This window comes from Lacihabitans soyangensis (assembly GCF_024343775.1).
GTDB lineage: Bacteria > Bacteroidota > Bacteroidia > Cytophagales > Spirosomataceae > Leadbetterella > Leadbetterella soyangensis.
The window spans coordinates 42,856-59,680 of record NZ_RJUF01000010.1 but is presented as its reverse complement, the minus strand read 5'-3'; the positions used below and the strand labels follow the sequence as shown (position 1 = coordinate 59,680).

15 protein-coding genes are annotated in these 16,825 nt (G+C 38.1%); 7 read left to right on the top strand and 8 right to left on the bottom strand.

The window, feature by feature from the left end:
- Window positions 1-148: 148 nt before the first annotated feature.
- The 5 genes from EGI31_RS05895 (at window position 149) to EGI31_RS05875 (ending at window position 10,237) form a co-directional block, all read left to right on the top strand.
- A complete protein-coding gene (locus EGI31_RS05895) occupies window positions 149-2,476 on the top strand; it encodes a PSD1 and planctomycete cytochrome C domain-containing protein (protein ID WP_255036256.1) in 2,328 nt (775 codons plus the stop codon).
- A 3-nt stretch (window positions 2,477-2,479) separates the two neighbouring features.
- Window positions 2,480-3,931 (top strand): DUF1501 domain-containing protein, encoded by a 1,452-nt coding sequence (locus EGI31_RS05890; RefSeq protein ID WP_255036255.1) that lies wholly within the window; start codon window positions 2,480-2,482, stop codon window positions 3,929-3,931.
- Between the two features lie 8 nt (window positions 3,932-3,939).
- Window positions 3,940-6,048 carry an FN3 associated domain-containing protein gene (locus EGI31_RS05885; protein WP_255036254.1) on the top strand — a complete coding sequence of 703 codons (2,109 nt, stop codon included), beginning with the start codon at window positions 3,940-3,942 and terminating at the stop codon, window positions 6,046-6,048.
- Window positions 6,049-6,092: 44 nt separating this feature from the next.
- Window positions 6,093-7,154 carry a phosphotransferase enzyme family protein gene (locus tag EGI31_RS05880; protein ID WP_255036253.1) on the top strand — a complete coding sequence of 354 codons (1,062 nt, stop codon included), beginning with the start codon at window positions 6,093-6,095 and terminating at the stop codon, window positions 7,152-7,154.
- A 107-nt stretch (window positions 7,155-7,261) separates the two neighbouring features.
- The gene (locus EGI31_RS05875; RefSeq protein ID WP_255036252.1) at window positions 7,262-10,237 is read left to right on the top strand and encodes a PVC-type heme-binding CxxCH protein; all 2,976 of its coding nucleotides are present in this window, start codon (window positions 7,262-7,264) and stop codon (window positions 10,235-10,237) included.
- 3 nt (window positions 10,238-10,240) lie between these two features.
- On the opposite strand, the gene arsB is transcribed toward EGI31_RS05875, so the two are convergent.
- From arsB to EGI31_RS05855, 4 genes are read right to left on the bottom strand one after another with little or no spacing between them, the layout of a single operon-like run.
- A complete protein-coding gene (gene arsB, locus EGI31_RS05870; RefSeq protein ID WP_255036251.1) occupies window positions 10,241-11,302 on the bottom strand; it encodes an ACR3 family arsenite efflux transporter in 1,062 nt (353 codons plus the stop codon).
- A gap of 16 nt (window positions 11,303-11,318) precedes the next feature.
- Complete coding sequence (locus tag EGI31_RS05865; RefSeq protein ID WP_255036250.1) at window positions 11,319-11,792, bottom strand: DUF6428 family protein; 474 nt, start codon at window positions 11,790-11,792, stop codon at window positions 11,319-11,321.
- An 18-nt stretch (window positions 11,793-11,810) separates the two neighbouring features.
- Window positions 11,811-12,143, bottom strand: a complete 333-nt coding sequence (locus EGI31_RS05860) for an ArsR/SmtB family transcription factor (protein ID WP_255036249.1) — start codon at window positions 12,141-12,143, stop codon at window positions 11,811-11,813.
- The gene (locus EGI31_RS05855; protein WP_255036248.1) at window positions 12,143-12,790 is read right to left on the bottom strand and encodes a low molecular weight phosphatase family protein; all 648 of its coding nucleotides are present in this window, start codon (window positions 12,788-12,790) and stop codon (window positions 12,143-12,145) included. Before EGI31_RS05855 ends, EGI31_RS05860 begins: the two co-directional genes overlap by 1 nt.
- Window positions 12,791-13,060: 270 nt before the next feature.
- Here EGI31_RS05855 and EGI31_RS05850 point away from each other — a divergent pair, with 270 nt between their 5' ends.
- A complete protein-coding gene (locus EGI31_RS05850) occupies window positions 13,061-13,519 on the top strand; it encodes a DinB family protein (protein WP_255036247.1) in 459 nt (152 codons plus the stop codon).
- A 4-nt stretch (window positions 13,520-13,523) separates the two neighbouring features.
- Window positions 13,524-14,219 carry an acetolactate decarboxylase gene (locus EGI31_RS05845; RefSeq protein WP_255036246.1) on the top strand — a complete coding sequence of 232 codons (696 nt, stop codon included), beginning with the start codon at window positions 13,524-13,526 and terminating at the stop codon, window positions 14,217-14,219.
- 7 nt (window positions 14,220-14,226) lie between these two features.
- On the opposite strand, the gene EGI31_RS05840 is transcribed toward EGI31_RS05845, so the two are convergent.
- The 4 genes from EGI31_RS05840 to EGI31_RS05825 all read right to left on the bottom strand — a co-directional run bounded on the left by EGI31_RS05840 (window position 14,227) and on the right by EGI31_RS05825 (window position 16,825).
- Window positions 14,227-14,916 carry a YjjG family noncanonical pyrimidine nucleotidase gene (locus tag EGI31_RS05840; RefSeq protein WP_255036245.1) on the bottom strand — a complete coding sequence of 230 codons (690 nt, stop codon included), beginning with the start codon at window positions 14,914-14,916 and terminating at the stop codon, window positions 14,227-14,229.
- A 75-nt stretch (window positions 14,917-14,991) separates the two neighbouring features.
- Window positions 14,992-15,294 (bottom strand): (2Fe-2S) ferredoxin domain-containing protein, encoded by a 303-nt coding sequence (locus tag EGI31_RS05835; protein ID WP_255036244.1) that lies wholly within the window; start codon window positions 15,292-15,294, stop codon window positions 14,992-14,994.
- A 149-nt stretch (window positions 15,295-15,443) separates the two neighbouring features.
- Window positions 15,444-16,181, bottom strand: coding sequence for a shikimate dehydrogenase family protein (locus tag EGI31_RS05830; RefSeq protein WP_255036243.1), 738 nt, complete (start codon window positions 16,179-16,181; stop codon window positions 15,444-15,446).
- Window positions 16,178-16,825 carry a VTT domain-containing protein gene (locus EGI31_RS05825; RefSeq protein WP_255036242.1) on the bottom strand — a complete coding sequence of 216 codons (648 nt, stop codon included), beginning with the start codon at window positions 16,823-16,825 and terminating at the stop codon, window positions 16,178-16,180. The genes EGI31_RS05830 and EGI31_RS05825 overlap by 4 nt, the downstream gene beginning before the upstream one ends.

Below are 16,825 nucleotides of genomic sequence, written 5' to 3'. Positions count from 1 at the left end.
AAAATTTTAATTCTCAACCAATATTAAAATAATACAAAAAGACACTTTGGGTTTTACATATTGGATAATTTCATTAATAAATATAAAAATTAATGCTCATATAATTATTAAAAAAAATTATTAATATTGTAATCATTATGCTAACTATATGAATTCGAAGATAATAGGGATAAGTTTTTTTGCTTTAATCGGTGTGGCTGCCTTAGCTATTATCAACATTGAATGTACTCCATCTGTTGGTCAGGAAATCCCCGATGTGGTAGATTATAATTTTCATGTACGTCCCATCCTTTCTGACAGGTGTTTTGCATGCCACGGACCAGACGAGAAAAAACGTGAGGCCAATCTGCGACTTGACACTGAAGCTGGGGCCTATGCGGCTTTACAAGACAATCCAAAAGCCCATGCCATCGTAAAAGGAAACCCAGAGGCCTCCGAGGTTTATAAAAGAATTGTGGCAACAGACACCTCCATTAAGATGCCTCCTCCAAGCTCAAATCTGACCATAACGGAAGATGAAATCAAAATCATAAAAAAATGGATAGATCAAGGAGCTAAAATAAAGAAGCATTGGGCTTATATTCCACCTCAAAAATCTGAATTACCGAAAGCTGGCAAAGATTGGGTGAAAAACGAAATTGACTATTTCACTTTTGACAAAATGAAATCTGTTGGTTTAAGTCCTTCAGAACAAGCCTCAAAAGAAGCTTTATTGAAAAGAGTGAGCTTTGACTTGACTGGTTTGCCTCCAACCATAGAAATGCAAGATGCTTTCCTGAAAGACGAAAGCCCGAATGCATATGAAAAAGTGGTCAATCAACTTCTCAAGAGCAAGCATTTTGGTGAAAAAATGGCACTCAATTGGCTAGATGTGGCTAGATATGCTGACTCGCATGGTTATCAAGACGACGGCTTACGCACCATGTGGCCTTGGCGAGATTGGGTTATTCATGCTTTCAATTCTAATTATTCTTATAAAAAATTCATCACTTGGCAATTGGCTGGAGATATTCTTGCCGACAAAATGAAGCGGCATCCAAAGGCTAAAGAAATGCTTCTGGCGACGGGATTTAACAGAAACCACAAAATAACCCAAGAAGGTGGGGTGATAGACGAGGAATATCGTGTGGAATATGTGACTGACCGAACCAATACTTTTGGAAAGTCAGTTTTGGCCCTCACACTCGAATGTGCCAAATGCCACACGCACAAATATGACCCGATCAGCCATGAAGAGTATTATGGTACCTTTGCTTTTTTCAATCAAGTACCTGAAAAAGGCCTATTTGGTACCATTGATGCGTCTTTTGCTGATCCTCCAAACATGAGAATTAAAGATGAAGACGTGAAAAGTATTTTTAATTTCATCAACAAAAAAGACTCCTCGAAACTTGAGGTGATGGTCATGAAAGATTCATCGATAGTAAGACCAACTTATATTTTAGAGCGAGGAAACTACGATGCACATGGTAAAGTGGTAGATTTTACCACGCCGAAGGCCATTCTGGAGTTTAAAGGATATGAAAAAAACAGATATGGACTTACGAGATGGTTATTTGACGATCGAAACCCGATAACTTCTCGTGTCTACGTGAATAGAATCTGGGAGCAGTTCTTTGGAAGAGGAATAGTGAAAACCACGGGGGATTTTGGCATGCAAGGTGAATTGCCTACCCATCCCGAATTGTTGGATTGGCTAGCAAGTGATTTCAAACAAAACGGCTGGAATATCAAAAGACTCGTAAAGCAAATTGTCACCTCAGCCACTTACATGCAATCATCAACCGTCAAAGATGAACACAAAAAAATAGATCCTGAAAATAAATATTTGGCTAGAAGTTCGAGACTTCGAATTCCTGCCGAAAACGTTAGAGACCATGTTTTGGCCACATCTGGCCTACTAAATGAAGAAATAGGCGGCCCAAGTATTAAGCCTTACCAACCCAAAGGACTCTGGGAAGTAGCTACTTCGGGTAGAGGAAGCTTGGCCACGTATGTGCAAGACCATGGCAAGGATTTGTACAGAAGGGGCATGTATGTATTTATTAAACGTACGGTACCACCACCAGCTATGCTCATTTTTGATGCTAGCAATCGCGACCAATGCGAAGTGCAGCGTTCGCGAACCAACACACCTTTACAAGCCCTAGCCATGCTTAACGACCCGCATGTGTTAGAAAGTGCCAGAGTAATGGCTCAGGAACAGCTTTCAAAAAAGGCAAGCATTGACGATGCGATTAAAACTGGTTTTAGAAAAATAGTTTGCAGGGCACCTTCAAAAAAAGAATTAGAGATTCTCAGAAAATACTATGAAGAAGAATTGGTGTTTTTCAAAAAACAACCTCAAAAAATCAAGTCTCTACAGCAGATTGGAGAATACGAACATAAACCCGTAAAAGACGGTGTGGCCTTGGCTGCACTTTTACAGACTTTTCAGATGATGTTTAACATGGAAGAAACCCTTATCAGAATATAGAAAATGGAAAATGAGTTTTTAAAAAATAGACTTAACGTCAACCGCAGACATTTTCTAGGCAAAGCTGCTGTAGGCCTTGGAAGCCTCGGTTTGGGTTCACTACTTATGCCAAATTTGTTTAAGGGAGAATCATCAGAAGCTGGATTGCCACTGGGATTGCCCCACTTTGCACCGAAAGCAAAAAGGGTGATTTACCTTTTTCAAAATGGAGCACCTTCGCAATTAGAAAGTTTCGACTACAAACCGATGCTCAATAAACTTGCCGGTCAGGATCTGCCAGAGTCTATCAGAAACGGGCAGCGACTCACTGGAATGACAGCCAGTCAGACTAATTTTCCGATGGTGGGGTCTTATTTCAAATTTGCACAACATGGCAAATCTGGAGCATGGATTTCTGAGCTTTTTCCGAATATAGCCAAAATAGCCGATGATATTTGTATCGTAAAAACGATGAATACCGAAGCCATCAACCACGATCCAGCTCTCACTTTTCTTCAAACTGGAGCACAAGTGGGCAACAGGCCAAGTATGGGTGCATGGCTGAGTTATGGTTTAGGAAGTGAAAACCAAAACTTACCAGCATTCTGTGTGCTTCTATCAAGAGGAAGAGGTAACGGACAAGGTGTTTATTCCAAACTTTGGACCAATGGTTTCCTTGACTCAACCCACCAGGGAGTTGTATTTTCGAGTGGAGAAGACCCCATTTTGTATTTGAACAACCCCGAAGGGACTGACAAAACCTCTAGAAGAAGGATGTTGGATAAATTGGCAGAACTGAATCATTTGGGTTTTGAAGAAAACCGCGACCCAGAGGTTGAAGCCAAAATAAAGCAATACGAAATGGCCTACAGAATGCAAACGGCTGTACCTGAGCTTACTGATCTTTCCAAAGAGCCTGACCATATCATAAAAATGTATGGCCCAGATTGTTTGGTACCTAGAACTTATGCAGCAAACGCCCTTTTGGCAAGAAAACTCTCGGAATCAGGAGTAAGATTTGTGCAACTTTATCACCAAGGATGGGACCAGCACGGCAACCTAACAGGCGAAATGCCATTACAAGCTCAAGATGTAGATAGAGCCTCAGCCGCTCTCGTAACTGACTTAAAACAAAGAGGTTTACTAGATGAAACTTTGGTGATTTGGGGTGGAGAGTTTGGAAGAACCAACTATTCTCAGGGCAAGTTTGGAGTGGACAATTATGGAAGAGACCATCACCCAAGAGCATACAGCATTTGGATGGCTGGTGGCGGCATAAAAGGTGGCACAGTTTATGGTGAAACAGACGAATTGGGCTATAATATCATCAAAGACCCCGTACATATTCATGATTTCCATGCTACGGTGATGCACACCATGGGGCTTAATCATGAGCAACTAAATTATAAACATCTTGGAAGAAGATATAGACTCACCGATATTGCAGGAAAAGTAATCCCTGGACTTTTGGCTTGATACCATTTATGAAAAGAATCCTTTCCTACGCTTGTTTAGGTTTAAATGTAATCTTACTATTTGTAGCTTTATTTGAAAATCAAGTTCAAATCCCCGGCTGGTTTTCATTTATCGGACGTGTGCATCCAATGTTATTGCATATTCCTATTGGACTTACCGTAGCGTTGCTTTTATTCAATAGTTTAAAACCCAAAGTCGAGGAGCAGTCTTTCGATCTAACATTAGATTTTCTCCTTCTTATTTTGGCATTTACGAGTGTACTAAGTGCATTTGCGGGCTTGGTGTTGTCTTTTGAAAATGGCTATGAGGCCGAAACCATCAAAAACCATAAGTACACAGGTATTGGATTAAGTTTACTGGTTTATCTAATTTATGAGTTTCAAGAAAGAATTTTCACCTCGAAGGTTTTCACAAATATTACCTTGATACTTACCATCATTGTGGTGTCTATAGTTGGTCATTTGGGCGGAAACATCACCCATGGAGAAGATTTTTTATTGGGCGAAAAAGAAGCCAAAACTCCAGAAACTACTTTTGACAAGTTTGTTTATCCGATTCTGGACCAAAAATGCAAAAGCTGCCACAACGACCAAAAAACCAAAGGCCAACTCAACATGAGTACCATCGAAAAAATTAAAAAGGGCGGCAAGAATGGGCAACTTTGGGTAGGAAATGACACCTTGAACAGCCATATCCTTAAAAGAGCTTATCTAGATTTGGAGGACAAAAAGCATATGCCGCCAAAAGGAAAGCCGCAGTTGACTACTCAAGAACTGCTAATTCTAAAAAAATGGATTCAAGAAGGTGCCAAATATGACCAGAAACTCTCGGACTTAAAACCTTCCTCGTTTTTTTACACTTTGGCAAGCAACCAAGAAGTAAAAGTTGAGGCTAAGGTTTATAATTTCTCAGCGGCATTAGAGAGCACCATTAATGAACTGAGCACACCATTTTGCACCATAAAACCTATCGCAAATAATTCTCCAGCAGTAAAAGTAAACTTTTATGTAAGTTCAAAATTTGAACCAAAAACCCTGAGTTCACTTTCGAAAATCGGAGAGCAAATTGTGAGTTTGAATCTTTCTAAAATGCCTGTGACCGACGAAAGCTTTGGAGAAATATCGAAATTCCAGAACCTTGAATATATAAATCTTAACCAAACCAACATCACTGGAAAAGGAATAGAAAAGCTCAAAAATTGCAAAAAATTGGAAGTTTTAGCTGTTGCCAACACCAAGATTGGCTTCGATAATTTGCTTAAAATCATGGATATGCCTTCACTGAAAGAAGTCTATCTGTGGGAAACCAAGTTTACCAAAGAACAACATGAACAACTGAAGAAGTCGAAAAAGAGAATTGAACTGGGATACGTGCCTGACGAATCTGAAACCTTAAAACTTAATCCTCCCATTTTGGTGAATGAAAATCAAATATTGGAGGGCAACACCACCATTTCTCTCAAACATACACTGCAAAATGTCGATATTAGATACACCTTTGATGGTTCTATTCCTGATTCAGTAAATTCACCAATTTATAAGACACCTTTACTTTTAAAAAATTACGGAGCCATAAAAACCATCGCCACCAAAAATGGCTGGCTGGCATCTGACGTGAAAGAATTCTATTTCTTCAAATCAAATTTCAAAGCCAAAAGCTTGAAACTTTTGACTAAGCCTAACCCGCAATACCCTGGTAATGGAGAACTTACATTGATAGACAGAAAGCAAGGCGATGCCGTTAATTTTAAAGACAAAAATTGGTTGGGTTTTAGAGAAAATCCAATGGAAGGCATTTTTGATTTAGAAAAACCTAGTAAGCTGAACGGCCTCACCATCAGTTATGCAGAAAATACTGGCCAATACATTATGCCTCCGGTTTTTGTTGATGTATATATCAAGGAAGTTGGAAAACCACTAAGTCATTTTAAGAAAGTAAATGTGCCACAACTGACCAAAATGACTTTAAACGGCACAAAAGGAGTAGATATTCCATTAAATAAAACCAATATTGAGCGGATAAAATTAATAGTTCAACCATTGACAAAACTACCTGCATGGCACCCTGGAAAAGGCGATAAAGGTTGGTTTTTCGTGGATGAGGTGTTTTTCTATTGAGAAGCAATTCAAAAAACATTACCTTTGACTAAAAAAACTTCGTCTTGGAGCAAATATTAGAAGCCTTTGGATTAAATCTAAACGATTATAATTACAAACCTTTTGGTTCGGGCCATATCAATTCCACCTTTTTATTAGAATCGTTAAGAACCGACCGGAAATTCGTTTTACAAAAAATTAATACCCACGTATTTCCAAAACCATGGGTAATTGCCCAAAATATTGGCAATACATCCGAATTTCTCTCGCAAAATCATCCCGAATATCTTTTCATACATCAAATCAGGACCAAAGATGAACAAGATTTGGCTGTCGTAGAACAAGAGTATTGGAGATTAAGCCCATTTGTTTCTAACTCCTACTCCATTAATACCGTTTCAGACCCCAAAATGGCTTTTGAAGCGGCCAAAGCCTTTGGCCAACTCACCAAAAATCTGCATTCTATGCCTTTGGACGGCTTGCAGCCGAGTATTCAGGGTTTTCATGACCTAGGGTGGAGATTCCAACAGTTTGAAGATGCCTTAAAAAACGGCAACCAAGGGAGAATAAAATCCGTAACCGAGGAAATTGACTTTGTTAATAACCAAAAATACCTAGTCGATACCTATCAAGAGATTATTTTGAATATCGACTATCCCACAAGGATGATTCACCACGATACCAAAATCAATAATGTATTGTTTGACCAAAACACCAACAAAAGCCTGTGTGTCTGTGATTTAGACACTTTGATGCCCGGGAAAATAATCTCTGATCTGGGTGATATGGTGCGGACCTTCACTTGTGAAGAATCCGAAGAGAGTACGAATTTTGAAAATATAAAAGTTAGACCGGAATACTTCGAGGCTCTCATGGCTGGTTATTTGAGTCAAATGAAAGCCCTCATTACACCCGCAGAAAAGGAAAGTTTATTCTTTGCTGGGCCATTTATGATTTACATGCAGGGCCTTAGATTTTTGACAGACTATCTCAACGACGACGTCTACTATCCTATAAAATACCCTGAACACAACCTCAATAGAGCCAAAAACCAGAGGTTACTTCTGGAAGATATCTTCAGAAAAGAAAAGGAATTAAAAGAAGTGATTGATACTATTTTCAATTAATTAGTTTTAAATCTAATTCACCAAAATTGCTTTAATGTACTAACAGAACTACATTTGTATAAACTTTCCATAAAAATCTTAGTTTCTTTTGAAACGGTTCATTGCTTATGTTCAAAAAACTTCTTTTGCCTTTTTTATATCTATCCCTTTTGGCTTGTCAGAAAAGCGAGAAAAGTACTTTTGATAGATTTCCAGAAGGGAAAAATAAGAAATTCATCACTGTTGACGGCATACAACTTAAAGACCCTGAGCTCCAACTCACCTTATTTGCCTCAGAGCCAGACCTTTTCAATCCCACCAATATGGACATTGACCATAAAGGTAGAATCTGGATTTGTGAGGCCTACAATTATCGAAACGATGTAAACAATGTTCCATACAACAAAAAAGGTGACAAAATTCTGATTTTAGAAGATACCAATAGTGATGGAAAATCAGACAAAACCAAGGTTTTCTATCAAGGTGAAGATATTAATTCTGCTCTTGGAATTACAGTTTTGGGAAATAAAACCATCGTTTCTTGTAGCCCAAATGTTTTTGTTTTTACAGACGAAAACGGTGACGATATTCCTGATAAAAAAGAAATCTTATTCAAAACAGTAGCGGGATTACAAAGTGACCATGGCGTACATTCTTGCGTTTTTGGACCTGATGGCAAATTATACTTCAATTTCGGAAACTTTGGAGAAGGTCTTTTGGATAAAAACAACCAACCCATCAAAGACATTTACGGAAGGGTAATTGGCCAAACGAAAGCCCCTTTTCAAGATGGGATGGCCCTCCGATGTGATGTAGATGGAAAAAACTTCGAGGTATTGGCTTGGAACTTTAGAAATAACTACGAACTTTGCATAGATTCTTACGGCAGAATTTGGCAATCAGATAATGATGACGACGGCAAAAAAGCCAACCGAATCAATTATGTAATGCCAGGTGGAAACTACGGATACAAAGACGAAATGACTGGAGCCGATTGGCGAGTAAACCGTACTAATCTGGAGGATTCAGTTTACAACCAACATTGGCATCAAAACGACCCTGGAGTGATCCCAAACCTTAAAGTAACCGGATACGGCTCACCCACAGGAATCTTTATTTACGAGGGTTCACTCCTTCCTGAAAAATACCGAAACACATTATTTCTTGCCGATGCTGGCACCAACGATATTTCGAGCTACGAAAGAATAAATGATGGAGCTGGTTATACCATAAAACAAAACCTAATTTTAGATGCCACACAAAAAGACATGTGGTTTCGACCGTCTGATATTTGTACAGCTCCCGATGGCTCCGTTTTCGTGGCGGACTGGTACGATTCCGGTGTGGGTGGACATTTCATAGGCGACTTAGAAAAAGGCAGAATATACAGATTAAGCAGCAATAAGCCCAATTATAAAATACCGACTTATGATTATAAATCGGCCAGTTCATGTATTGCAGCTTTGGAAAACCCTTCTAATTCTGTGAGATATTTGGCCTATACTGCTTTGGCAAAAATGGGCAAAGATGCAGAGTCTGAGTTAGTAAAACTTAGCAAATCAGACAATCCTGTTTTTCAAGCAAGGGCATATTGGCTTCTTTCAAAAATAGATGAAAAGTATGTTTTAGAAGCCAGTAAAAACGCCAACGAACAAGTAAGAGCTGCATCGGTAAGAATGGCGAAAAGAGAGAATAACAGCACTTTTCTAGCCAGCATGGCCAGTAACAATTCATTCCAAGTTAAGCAAGCAGTGGGCTCCGCTATCTACAAAACTGAAAATGAACAAGCTTGGCTTAACTTGGCAAATAGCTATAAAACAGGCGATAAATGGTTTCTTGAAGCTATTGGAATTGGTGCAGATGGGAATTGGGATAATTATCTAGCAGCATATTTAAAAGATAAAAATTGGAGAAATGATGAGGCCGCCAAAGATATTATTTGGAGAAGTAGAGCAAAAAATACGCCTGAATATCTTGCAGAAATTATCCGTTCTTCCGATTTAAAGGACAGTTACCGATATTTCAGAGCATTTGATTTTCAGGAAAAAAATACTAAAAACAAGGCTCTTTTGAGCCTTTTGAAAAACTCTAAATCGGAGGAAATAAGTCTTTTAATTTTCAAACATTTTGATGCAGAATCTATCGTAAAAGACTCTGAATTCAATGCTATTCTTCCCAGAGTTCTTGAGAATATCAAAAATGACGTTGATTTTATCGACATCGTTAAGAAATATGGCCTCCAAAATCAAAGAACTAGGCTAGAAAACATTGTCTTTGAAAGTTCAAATCCAGAAGTTTATGAAAAAGCAGCGTTGGTTCTATCACAGCTTTTTGGTGTAGTGCCGCTCAAAGAAGCCATTACGGCCAAACCACTCGTTGAGGCAAAAGTAATCAAAGCCATACAGAGAATTGGTTTAGTGGACAATGAAGCCATCACCAAGCAATTGATTTTGATATTTTCAAACAAAAAATATCCTTTCAAAATAAGAGAGGCGGCTGTGCTGGCCATGGAAGGTTATCAAAGCGATGTCAAACTTTGGAATTTGGTGAAAATTAATAAAGTACCAAAAGAACTCATTCCTGCAGCCAAAGTAGTTTTTACCAAAACCTTCCACAGTGACCTAAAGGTGCAATTTGAGCAAAAATTTGGCAAACCTCAGGAACCCCAAATAGCTTTAAAGGCAAATTTCTTGGATAAAAAAGGTAATGCTTCAAAAGGTAAAGAATTGTTCGGGATGTATTGTGCCACCTGCCATGTGGTAAATGGAAATGGGATGGATTTTGGCCCAGCTTTGAGTCAAATTGGCAAAAAGCTTACCAAAGAGAGTCTTTATAATGCCATTATAAACCCAAGTCAGGGTATAAGTTTTGGCTATGAAGGCTACAATATTACACTTACAGACGGTTCTGCATTTCAAGGAATTATCACCAGCAAAACCAATGACGAATATCTGGTTAAACTTCCCGGCCAATCTCAAATTGTGGCTTACAAAAAGTCTCAAGTGAAGTCGGCAACCAAAATGGAAACCTCACTTATGCCGGCATTCCCGTTGAAAGAAACCGAGTATTTGGATTTGATTGGCTATTTGGAGGGGTTAAAGTAAATATTAAACAAAATATTTCTTCCTAAACCAAAATGCCAAATTCACCAAGGCTATCAATGCCGGAACTTCTACCAACGGCCCAATAACACCCGCAAAAGCTTGGCCACTATTGATGCCAAAAACGCCAATGGCTACTGCTATGGCCAATTCAAAATTGTTTCCCGTGGCCGTAAAGGCAATGGAGGTGCTTTTAGAATAATCGGCCCCAAAGTATTTTCCGATGAAGAAACTTATCACAAACATCACCGAAAAGTAGATTACCAATGGAATTGCAATTCGTACCACATCCATCGGAATCTGAACAATGAGTTCGCCTTTGAGGCTAAACATGATCAGAATAGTGAAAAGAAGAGCAATTAAAGTAATTGGAGAAATAATAGGCACATATTTGGTATTAAACCACTCTTCACCATTGAGTTTTATGAGTGAATATCTGCTGAGAATGCCCAATAGAAACGGAATACCAAGGTATATACCGACACTTTCGGCTATTTGAGCAATGCTGATATCAACTTCTAAGCCTTTAAAACCAAAATAAGGCGGCAGAACCGTGATGAAAACATACGCATAAACGCTATACAAAAGCACCTGAAAAATACTGTTTAGAGCTATCAAACCAGCAGCATATTCTCTGCTTCCGTCAGCCAAATCGTTCCAAACCACCACCATAGCAATACATCGGGCAATTCCAATGAGTATAAGTCCAACCATGTATTCGGGATAATCTTGCAAGAAAAGTATAGCTAAAAGAAACATAAAAATTGGTCCAACAATCCAGTTTAGAAACAGCGAAGCTCCCAAAACCTTTGTATTTTTAAAGACCTCGCCCATTTGTTCATATTTCACTTTGGCCAGTGGCGGGTACATCATCAATATCAAACCAATGGCCAATGGAATGTTCGTAGTTCCCGAAGAAAAGGAGTTGATGAAATTTGAAGATTGTGGAAATAAATTCCCAACAGCAACCCCAATCGCCATGGCCAAAAATATCCAAAGCGTTAGGAATCTATCTAAAAAACCAAGCTTCTTTCGCTCCACAACCGGAGCACAATTATTTGCAGACATATTTTTAGTTTTAATCTTAACAACATCCACCACCAGGCGTACAACAAGCTTGTTCAGCTGTTTGTAAATCAGAAAGTTTAACTTTTAGTTTTTCTGGCGGAATTCCACATGAATCAGAAGCTAAACATGCCGTCATTTTGGTAGTTAGTACAAACGTGCTTCCATCGAAATCTAAGCCATACTTTCCAATAGTGTCTGATTGATACTCGACTTCTACCTCCAAATCACCCATACCCAACTTACGCTCAGAGAGTTCTATAATGTTTAGTAATTTTTGCGGTTTCAGACGGTGTTCGAAATCGTTGGCATTCCAAAGTTGAAAATTCGCTACTTTTTCGATTCTCTCGGTTCCGCCACAATCTATAAAGTGTTTGGTGATTAATCCAACCTCGGTCACATGAAAATGCTCGGGTACCATACCGCCATTTTGCAATTTAAAATCGACAGCATCCACGGTTGAAAGCAGTTTTTTTACCTCTGAAAGTTTCATATTATTTTTATTAAATTTTTAGCAACACATTTTTTTCTTTTTCTCTAAATTATCAGATATTCCACCGAAATAAACTCGAAGCGTATCTATAGCGGTTTCGTCAATACAATAACAAATAGCATTTCCCGAAATATTCCCTTTGATGATACCAGCATTTTTCAGCTCTTTTAGATGCTGAGAAACAGTGGGTTGGGCCAGTGCGAGCTCGTTAACTATATCGCCACAAATACAGGCATTTACAGACAAAAGGTACTCCACAATGGCAATACGAGCCGGATGCCCAAGAGCCTTCATTAATAACGCAGTTTCGTTTTGTTGCTTTGTAAATATTTCGGTTTTGGTAATTCCCATTATTTTTTCACTTTAGAAAACACATAAAAGGTCTCCGTGGCTATTTGTTTACACCTTTCGTCGTACATTTTTGCTTCATCGGTGGTTCCGTCAAAAGCCTTTGGGTCTTCGTAAGGAGTTGCAACTCTTTTGGCAGCTCCAAATACCACTGGACAAGCCTCGTCAGCACTTGAGCAAGTCATTATCGCACAAAAACCTTGCTTTGGATTTGACGAATCGTCATACTTTTTTGAGAAAGCTATTTGTTTCGGACCATCAGCACTGTATTGTATATGATAAACTGGATTGCTGGTTTCCGTAGTTTTTTCAATCATAAATCCAACTCTTTTTAGTGCTGCCACCGAACGCTCATTACAAGCCGTTGCTTCTGTACCACCTGAATAAGTTTTTATATTTGCTATACCATAATAAGCCGCTGCTGTGGCACCCCAAATCTGCCCAAAATGACTTCTTCGCGAATTATGTGTACAGATATACACCAATTCCGCAGTTTCGTTTGCTTTAATTTTCATCGAAACATAATCAGCGATTTTATCCAAATCTCCCTTTCTTTCTTCACTTATCCCACTGAAATCCAGCGTATTATTTTCTATATAAGAAAGTATTTTTTCATCAATAACATTTGCATTTTGTACAGGGTTGTTCATAAAAAAGAGCATTAAAAAATTTAAGATAAGAAACATAATTATATTTTTATATTGCAATATTACGATAAAGATTCGGTGAATTTAGAAAAATGCAAATTTTTTTATTCTTTTTTATTGCAACAAAAAATACAACAATTTAGAAATTGAATACTAAGTCATATTCTAAAATAAAATCCGATTATAGTAATTTTACTCAATTATGACAGCAGTCATAATACAATTCCGTACCATTCGTAACTTTGGAAATTAAAAAAGACAAATTTTGAATTTATGAAAACTCAAACACAGATTTTAACACAACTTTGGATGGAAGCTCGAACTAGATTCACCAATCAAATGGAAAAAATTTTGGAAACTGATTTACCAAAAAAGCTTCAACCATCGGTCAACTCAGTGGGCTTCTTGATTCGTCACATCGGTGATGTAGAATTGCTTTTTGCCAAAAATGTATTTGGTGCGGCGGATGTAAAAGTCACTGCCAAAACTGTGATTGATAAATATGATACTGGAGAATGGACGAATCTTGAGGAATTGAGAGACTATGTAAAATATTCGTATGAAACATTGAAAAATATTATTGAAAAACAAACCGATGAAGATTGGAGTACAGAATTAAGCACCAAAGAATTTGGAACAAAAACCAAAGCTGAGGCTTTTGGCAGAATAGTGTCACATACAGCCTACCACGCCGGACAAATGGCCATTATCAATAAATACGGAACCATTTAAAATCATGAAAAACCTTCTTGCTATTCTTTTGATACTCTTCTCCCCTTTTATAACCACCTCCCAAACCGTAAAAAACATAGGCTCAATGGCCGATATGGGCAAAGAAAATTTTGCACCACATATCAGATTGGATACCGTCACCAACAAAAAGCATCTTTTTGGCTTGGGACCTTATGGCAGAATGCAAGGTGAAATTAGCGTTTGGGATGGCATACCGTATTTCAGTGCAGTAAATACCAATGGTGAAGGTGTTGTTTCTAAAAACTGGCAAATAGAGGCTCCGTTTTTCGTTTATGCCAATGTGGCGAAATGGCAAAAACATAAAGTAAATCTAGATTGCCAAAACCTACAGGAGCTTCAAAAAAATATTGAGAACATTGCTAAAGAAAAAGAATACAACTCTGAGAAGCCTTTTGTGATAAAAATAAAAGGCAAATTTGATCACCTAACCACGCATATTGTAATGCCTCGCTCCTCGGATGTACTAGGTTATCAAGCAAATAAAAAGCAAGCCGATTATAATTTTGAACAAATAGAAGGCGAAATTCTGGTTTTCTACTCTCAAAAACATCAAGGAATATACACCCATAAGGATAGTTTTATTCATGCCCATTTTTTGAGTAAAGACAAGAAAACGATGGGACATATTGACAAAATAAAATCGAATGGAATAGTGGAGATGAGCTTTTCTATGGAGTAACCTAAGCCTAAAGTATTTCCAACAAATACTTCAATTCTGAAATATTTTCAGTGTCGTTACCATCATTTTCTGGATTAAAATAAATGGTCCGTAATCCTGCATTTTTCGCTCCCTCAATGTCGGCGATGAGGTTATCTCCTATCATTATGCTGCTGGTAACATCTGCATTAGCCTTGTAAAGTGCAAAATCAAAAATCGCCTTTTCGGGTTTTCTGGCTCCAGCAATATCGTTGGTGATGATTTGGTCAAAAAAATGATAAATGCCACCGCTTTTCATTTTTTTTATCTGAATATCTTGGTAGCCATTGCTGATGATATTCATTTTGTAACCTCTTTGAGCCAAAACTTCCAAAGTGTCAAATGCATCATCCATCAGGTGATGTTGGTGGGGCAGAAGATCCAAAAGCATCTTATTGAGCTCCAAGGAAAACGATTCGTCAATTTCAATATTCAAGGCTTGTAGAACTTTCTGAAACCTAAAAGTTCGGAGATATTCGTGGGTAATCAGGCTCAAATCGAGTTGATTCCACATGGCCGAATTGATTGTCGAAAACTTCTGAAAGAAAGTCTCAAATCCTATTTCCTTCGGAAAAATAGCTCTGTGATGCTCATAAATTTGTTTAATGCATATCTCGGAATTTTTCTCAAAATGCCAAAGTGTGTGATCGAGGTCAAAAAACAAATGCCTGATTTCCAAATTATTATATTTTACATTTTTAAAGATTTGCAAAATAGAATAGAAAAATCAGGCACCAAAATAAAATCTACGAAATTAGGCAATCACCAAGCGTTCTACTGGTTCGTTACCTATCAAATGCTTCTCAATGATTTCGTTCACGTCTTCGGGCGTAACAAAACCGTAAAAAACGCCTTCTGGATAAACTACAACTGATGGACCTTTGCCACAAGTATCTAAACACCCGGCACGTTGAGCCCTTATTTCAATATCCAACCCTTTGGCTTTTAAGCCTTCTTTAAATGCATTCACCAACTCCATTCCTCTCTCGCTACCACAGCATTTTTTCGGAGCTTCTTTGTCGTTTGTACAAACAAATACGTGTTTTGTATATTTCATCTTTATATCTTTTTATAGAACGAAGTTTTAATTTTTTAACTATTCTCACGACGAACCCACCTCGGTTCACTCAGTGGCAATTTACCCGTCTATTAGTTACCAGTCCACCAATAACCAGTCAACAAGTAACTAATTCACCAATTACCACCTCAAGAATTCCAAATCTCCCACGATTTCTCTGCCTGATACACCAACATGTCGTAACCGTTGATAGTTTGAGCTCCATTGGCTTTAGCTTTTTGAAGAAATTTCGTTTCGGAGGGATTATACACCAAGTCATAACAGAAATGCCCCTGACCAATATTTTCATAATCCAAGTCTGGAAAACTAGTAACATTCGGATAAGTACCCAAAGGCGTGCAATTTATAATCAACTTGTTCTCGCCTAAAAGTTCGTTTGCTTTTCTGTAATTGATGGTATCGTCAGAAGCTCTACGAGAAACCAGTTTGTACTCAATCCCCACATCTTCCAGAGCCACACAAACCGCTCGAGCGGCACCACCATTACCCAAAACCAAGGCCTTTATTCCCTTTGTATTGCCCAGAAATTCCTCTAAAGACTTACGAAACCCAAAATAGTCTGAATTATAACCTTTCAAATTCTTATTTTCCGACACTTTGATCACATTCACCGCCCCAATACGCTCGGCAGTAGAATCAATTTCATTTAAGAAGGGCCTTACATTGAGCTTGTGCGGAATGGTGACATTGAGCCCCGTCAAACCCTCAGTATTTTTAATGATATTTTTCAGCTCATTTATGTCCTCAATTTCGTACAAATCATACTGATGGGTATCCGAAATACCCATTTCTTGAAACTTTTCACTAAAATATTTTTTCGAGAAAGAATGCGAAAGAGGAAAACCTACGAGACCAAATTTTTTCATGCTTTGTTTAGAAATTTAACCTTAATGATTCCCCAAAGCATCGGCATAATGGACACGAATACAATACCCAAAACTACTTTTTCAAAGTTTTCCTTCACCCAAACATTATTCCCCAATAAATAACCTACCATGGTAATGCTGATTACCCAAAGTACCGCACCAATCAAACAAAACAGAATGTATCTTGAATATTTCATACTTGCCGCACCAGCGACAAAAGGAGCAATAGTACGAATAATAGGCATGAAGCGGGCAATAATTACTGCTTTAGGACCGTGTTTTACATAAAACTCTTCTGTTTGCGTAATGTATTCTCGCTTTAGAAAAAGTATTTTGTCTCTTGATTTTATAAAATCACTGAATCGTCTACCAACAAAATAGTTGACATTGTCGCCCAAAAGAGCAGCGAGAATCAATAAGGGAATAACAATCGCCACATCCAACTGGCCAGTAGTGGCCGCCAACAAACCTACTGCAAAAAGCAATGAATCGCCTGGCAACAAGGGCATTACAATAAAACCTGTTTCCACAAAAATCACCAAAAATAGTAAAGCGTAGGTCAGTTTATCGTATTCGGCCAAGAAACCCTCAAGTGTAGTAAGTGGATCTTTTAAAAACTCCAACAAAAAATGTATCAATTCCAT

Excerpts from the sequence above, each read along its gene's own strand:
- EGI31_RS05895 (WP_255036256.1), top strand. The coding sequence starts at position 149 with ATGAATTCGAAGATAATAGGGATAAGTTTTTTTGCTTTAATCGGTGTG.
- EGI31_RS05890 (WP_255036255.1), top strand. The coding sequence starts at position 2,480 with ATGGAAAATGAGTTTTTAAAAAATAGACTTAACGTCAACCGCAGACAT.
- EGI31_RS05885 (WP_255036254.1), top strand. The coding sequence starts at position 3,940 with ATGAAAAGAATCCTTTCCTACGCTTGTTTAGGTTTAAATGTAATCTTA.
- EGI31_RS05875 (WP_255036252.1), top strand. The coding sequence starts at position 7,262 with ATGTTCAAAAAACTTCTTTTGCCTTTTTTATATCTATCCCTTTTGGCT.
- arsB (WP_255036251.1), bottom strand. The coding sequence starts at position 11,302 with ATGTCTGCAAATAATTGTGCTCCGGTTGTGGAGCGAAAGAAGCTTGGT.
- EGI31_RS05865 (WP_255036250.1), bottom strand. The coding sequence starts at position 11,792 with ATGAAACTTTCAGAGGTAAAAAAACTGCTTTCAACCGTGGATGCTGTC.
- EGI31_RS05860 (WP_255036249.1), bottom strand. The coding sequence starts at position 12,143 with ATGGGAATTACCAAAACCGAAATATTTACAAAGCAACAAAACGAAACT.
- EGI31_RS05855 (WP_255036248.1), bottom strand. The coding sequence starts at position 12,790 with ATGAACAACCCTGTACAAAATGCAAATGTTATTGATGAAAAAATACTT.
- EGI31_RS05850 (WP_255036247.1), top strand. The coding sequence starts at position 13,061 with ATGAAAACTCAAACACAGATTTTAACACAACTTTGGATGGAAGCTCGA.
- EGI31_RS05845 (WP_255036246.1), top strand. The coding sequence starts at position 13,524 with ATGAAAAACCTTCTTGCTATTCTTTTGATACTCTTCTCCCCTTTTATA.
- EGI31_RS05835 (WP_255036244.1), bottom strand. The coding sequence starts at position 15,294 with ATGAAATATACAAAACACGTATTTGTTTGTACAAACGACAAAGAAGCT.
- EGI31_RS05830 (WP_255036243.1), bottom strand. The coding sequence starts at position 16,181 with ATGAAAAAATTTGGTCTCGTAGGTTTTCCTCTTTCGCATTCTTTCTCG.
- EGI31_RS05825 (WP_255036242.1), bottom strand. The coding sequence starts at position 16,825 with ATGGAATTGATACATTTTTTGTTGGAGTTTTTAAAAGATCCACTTACT.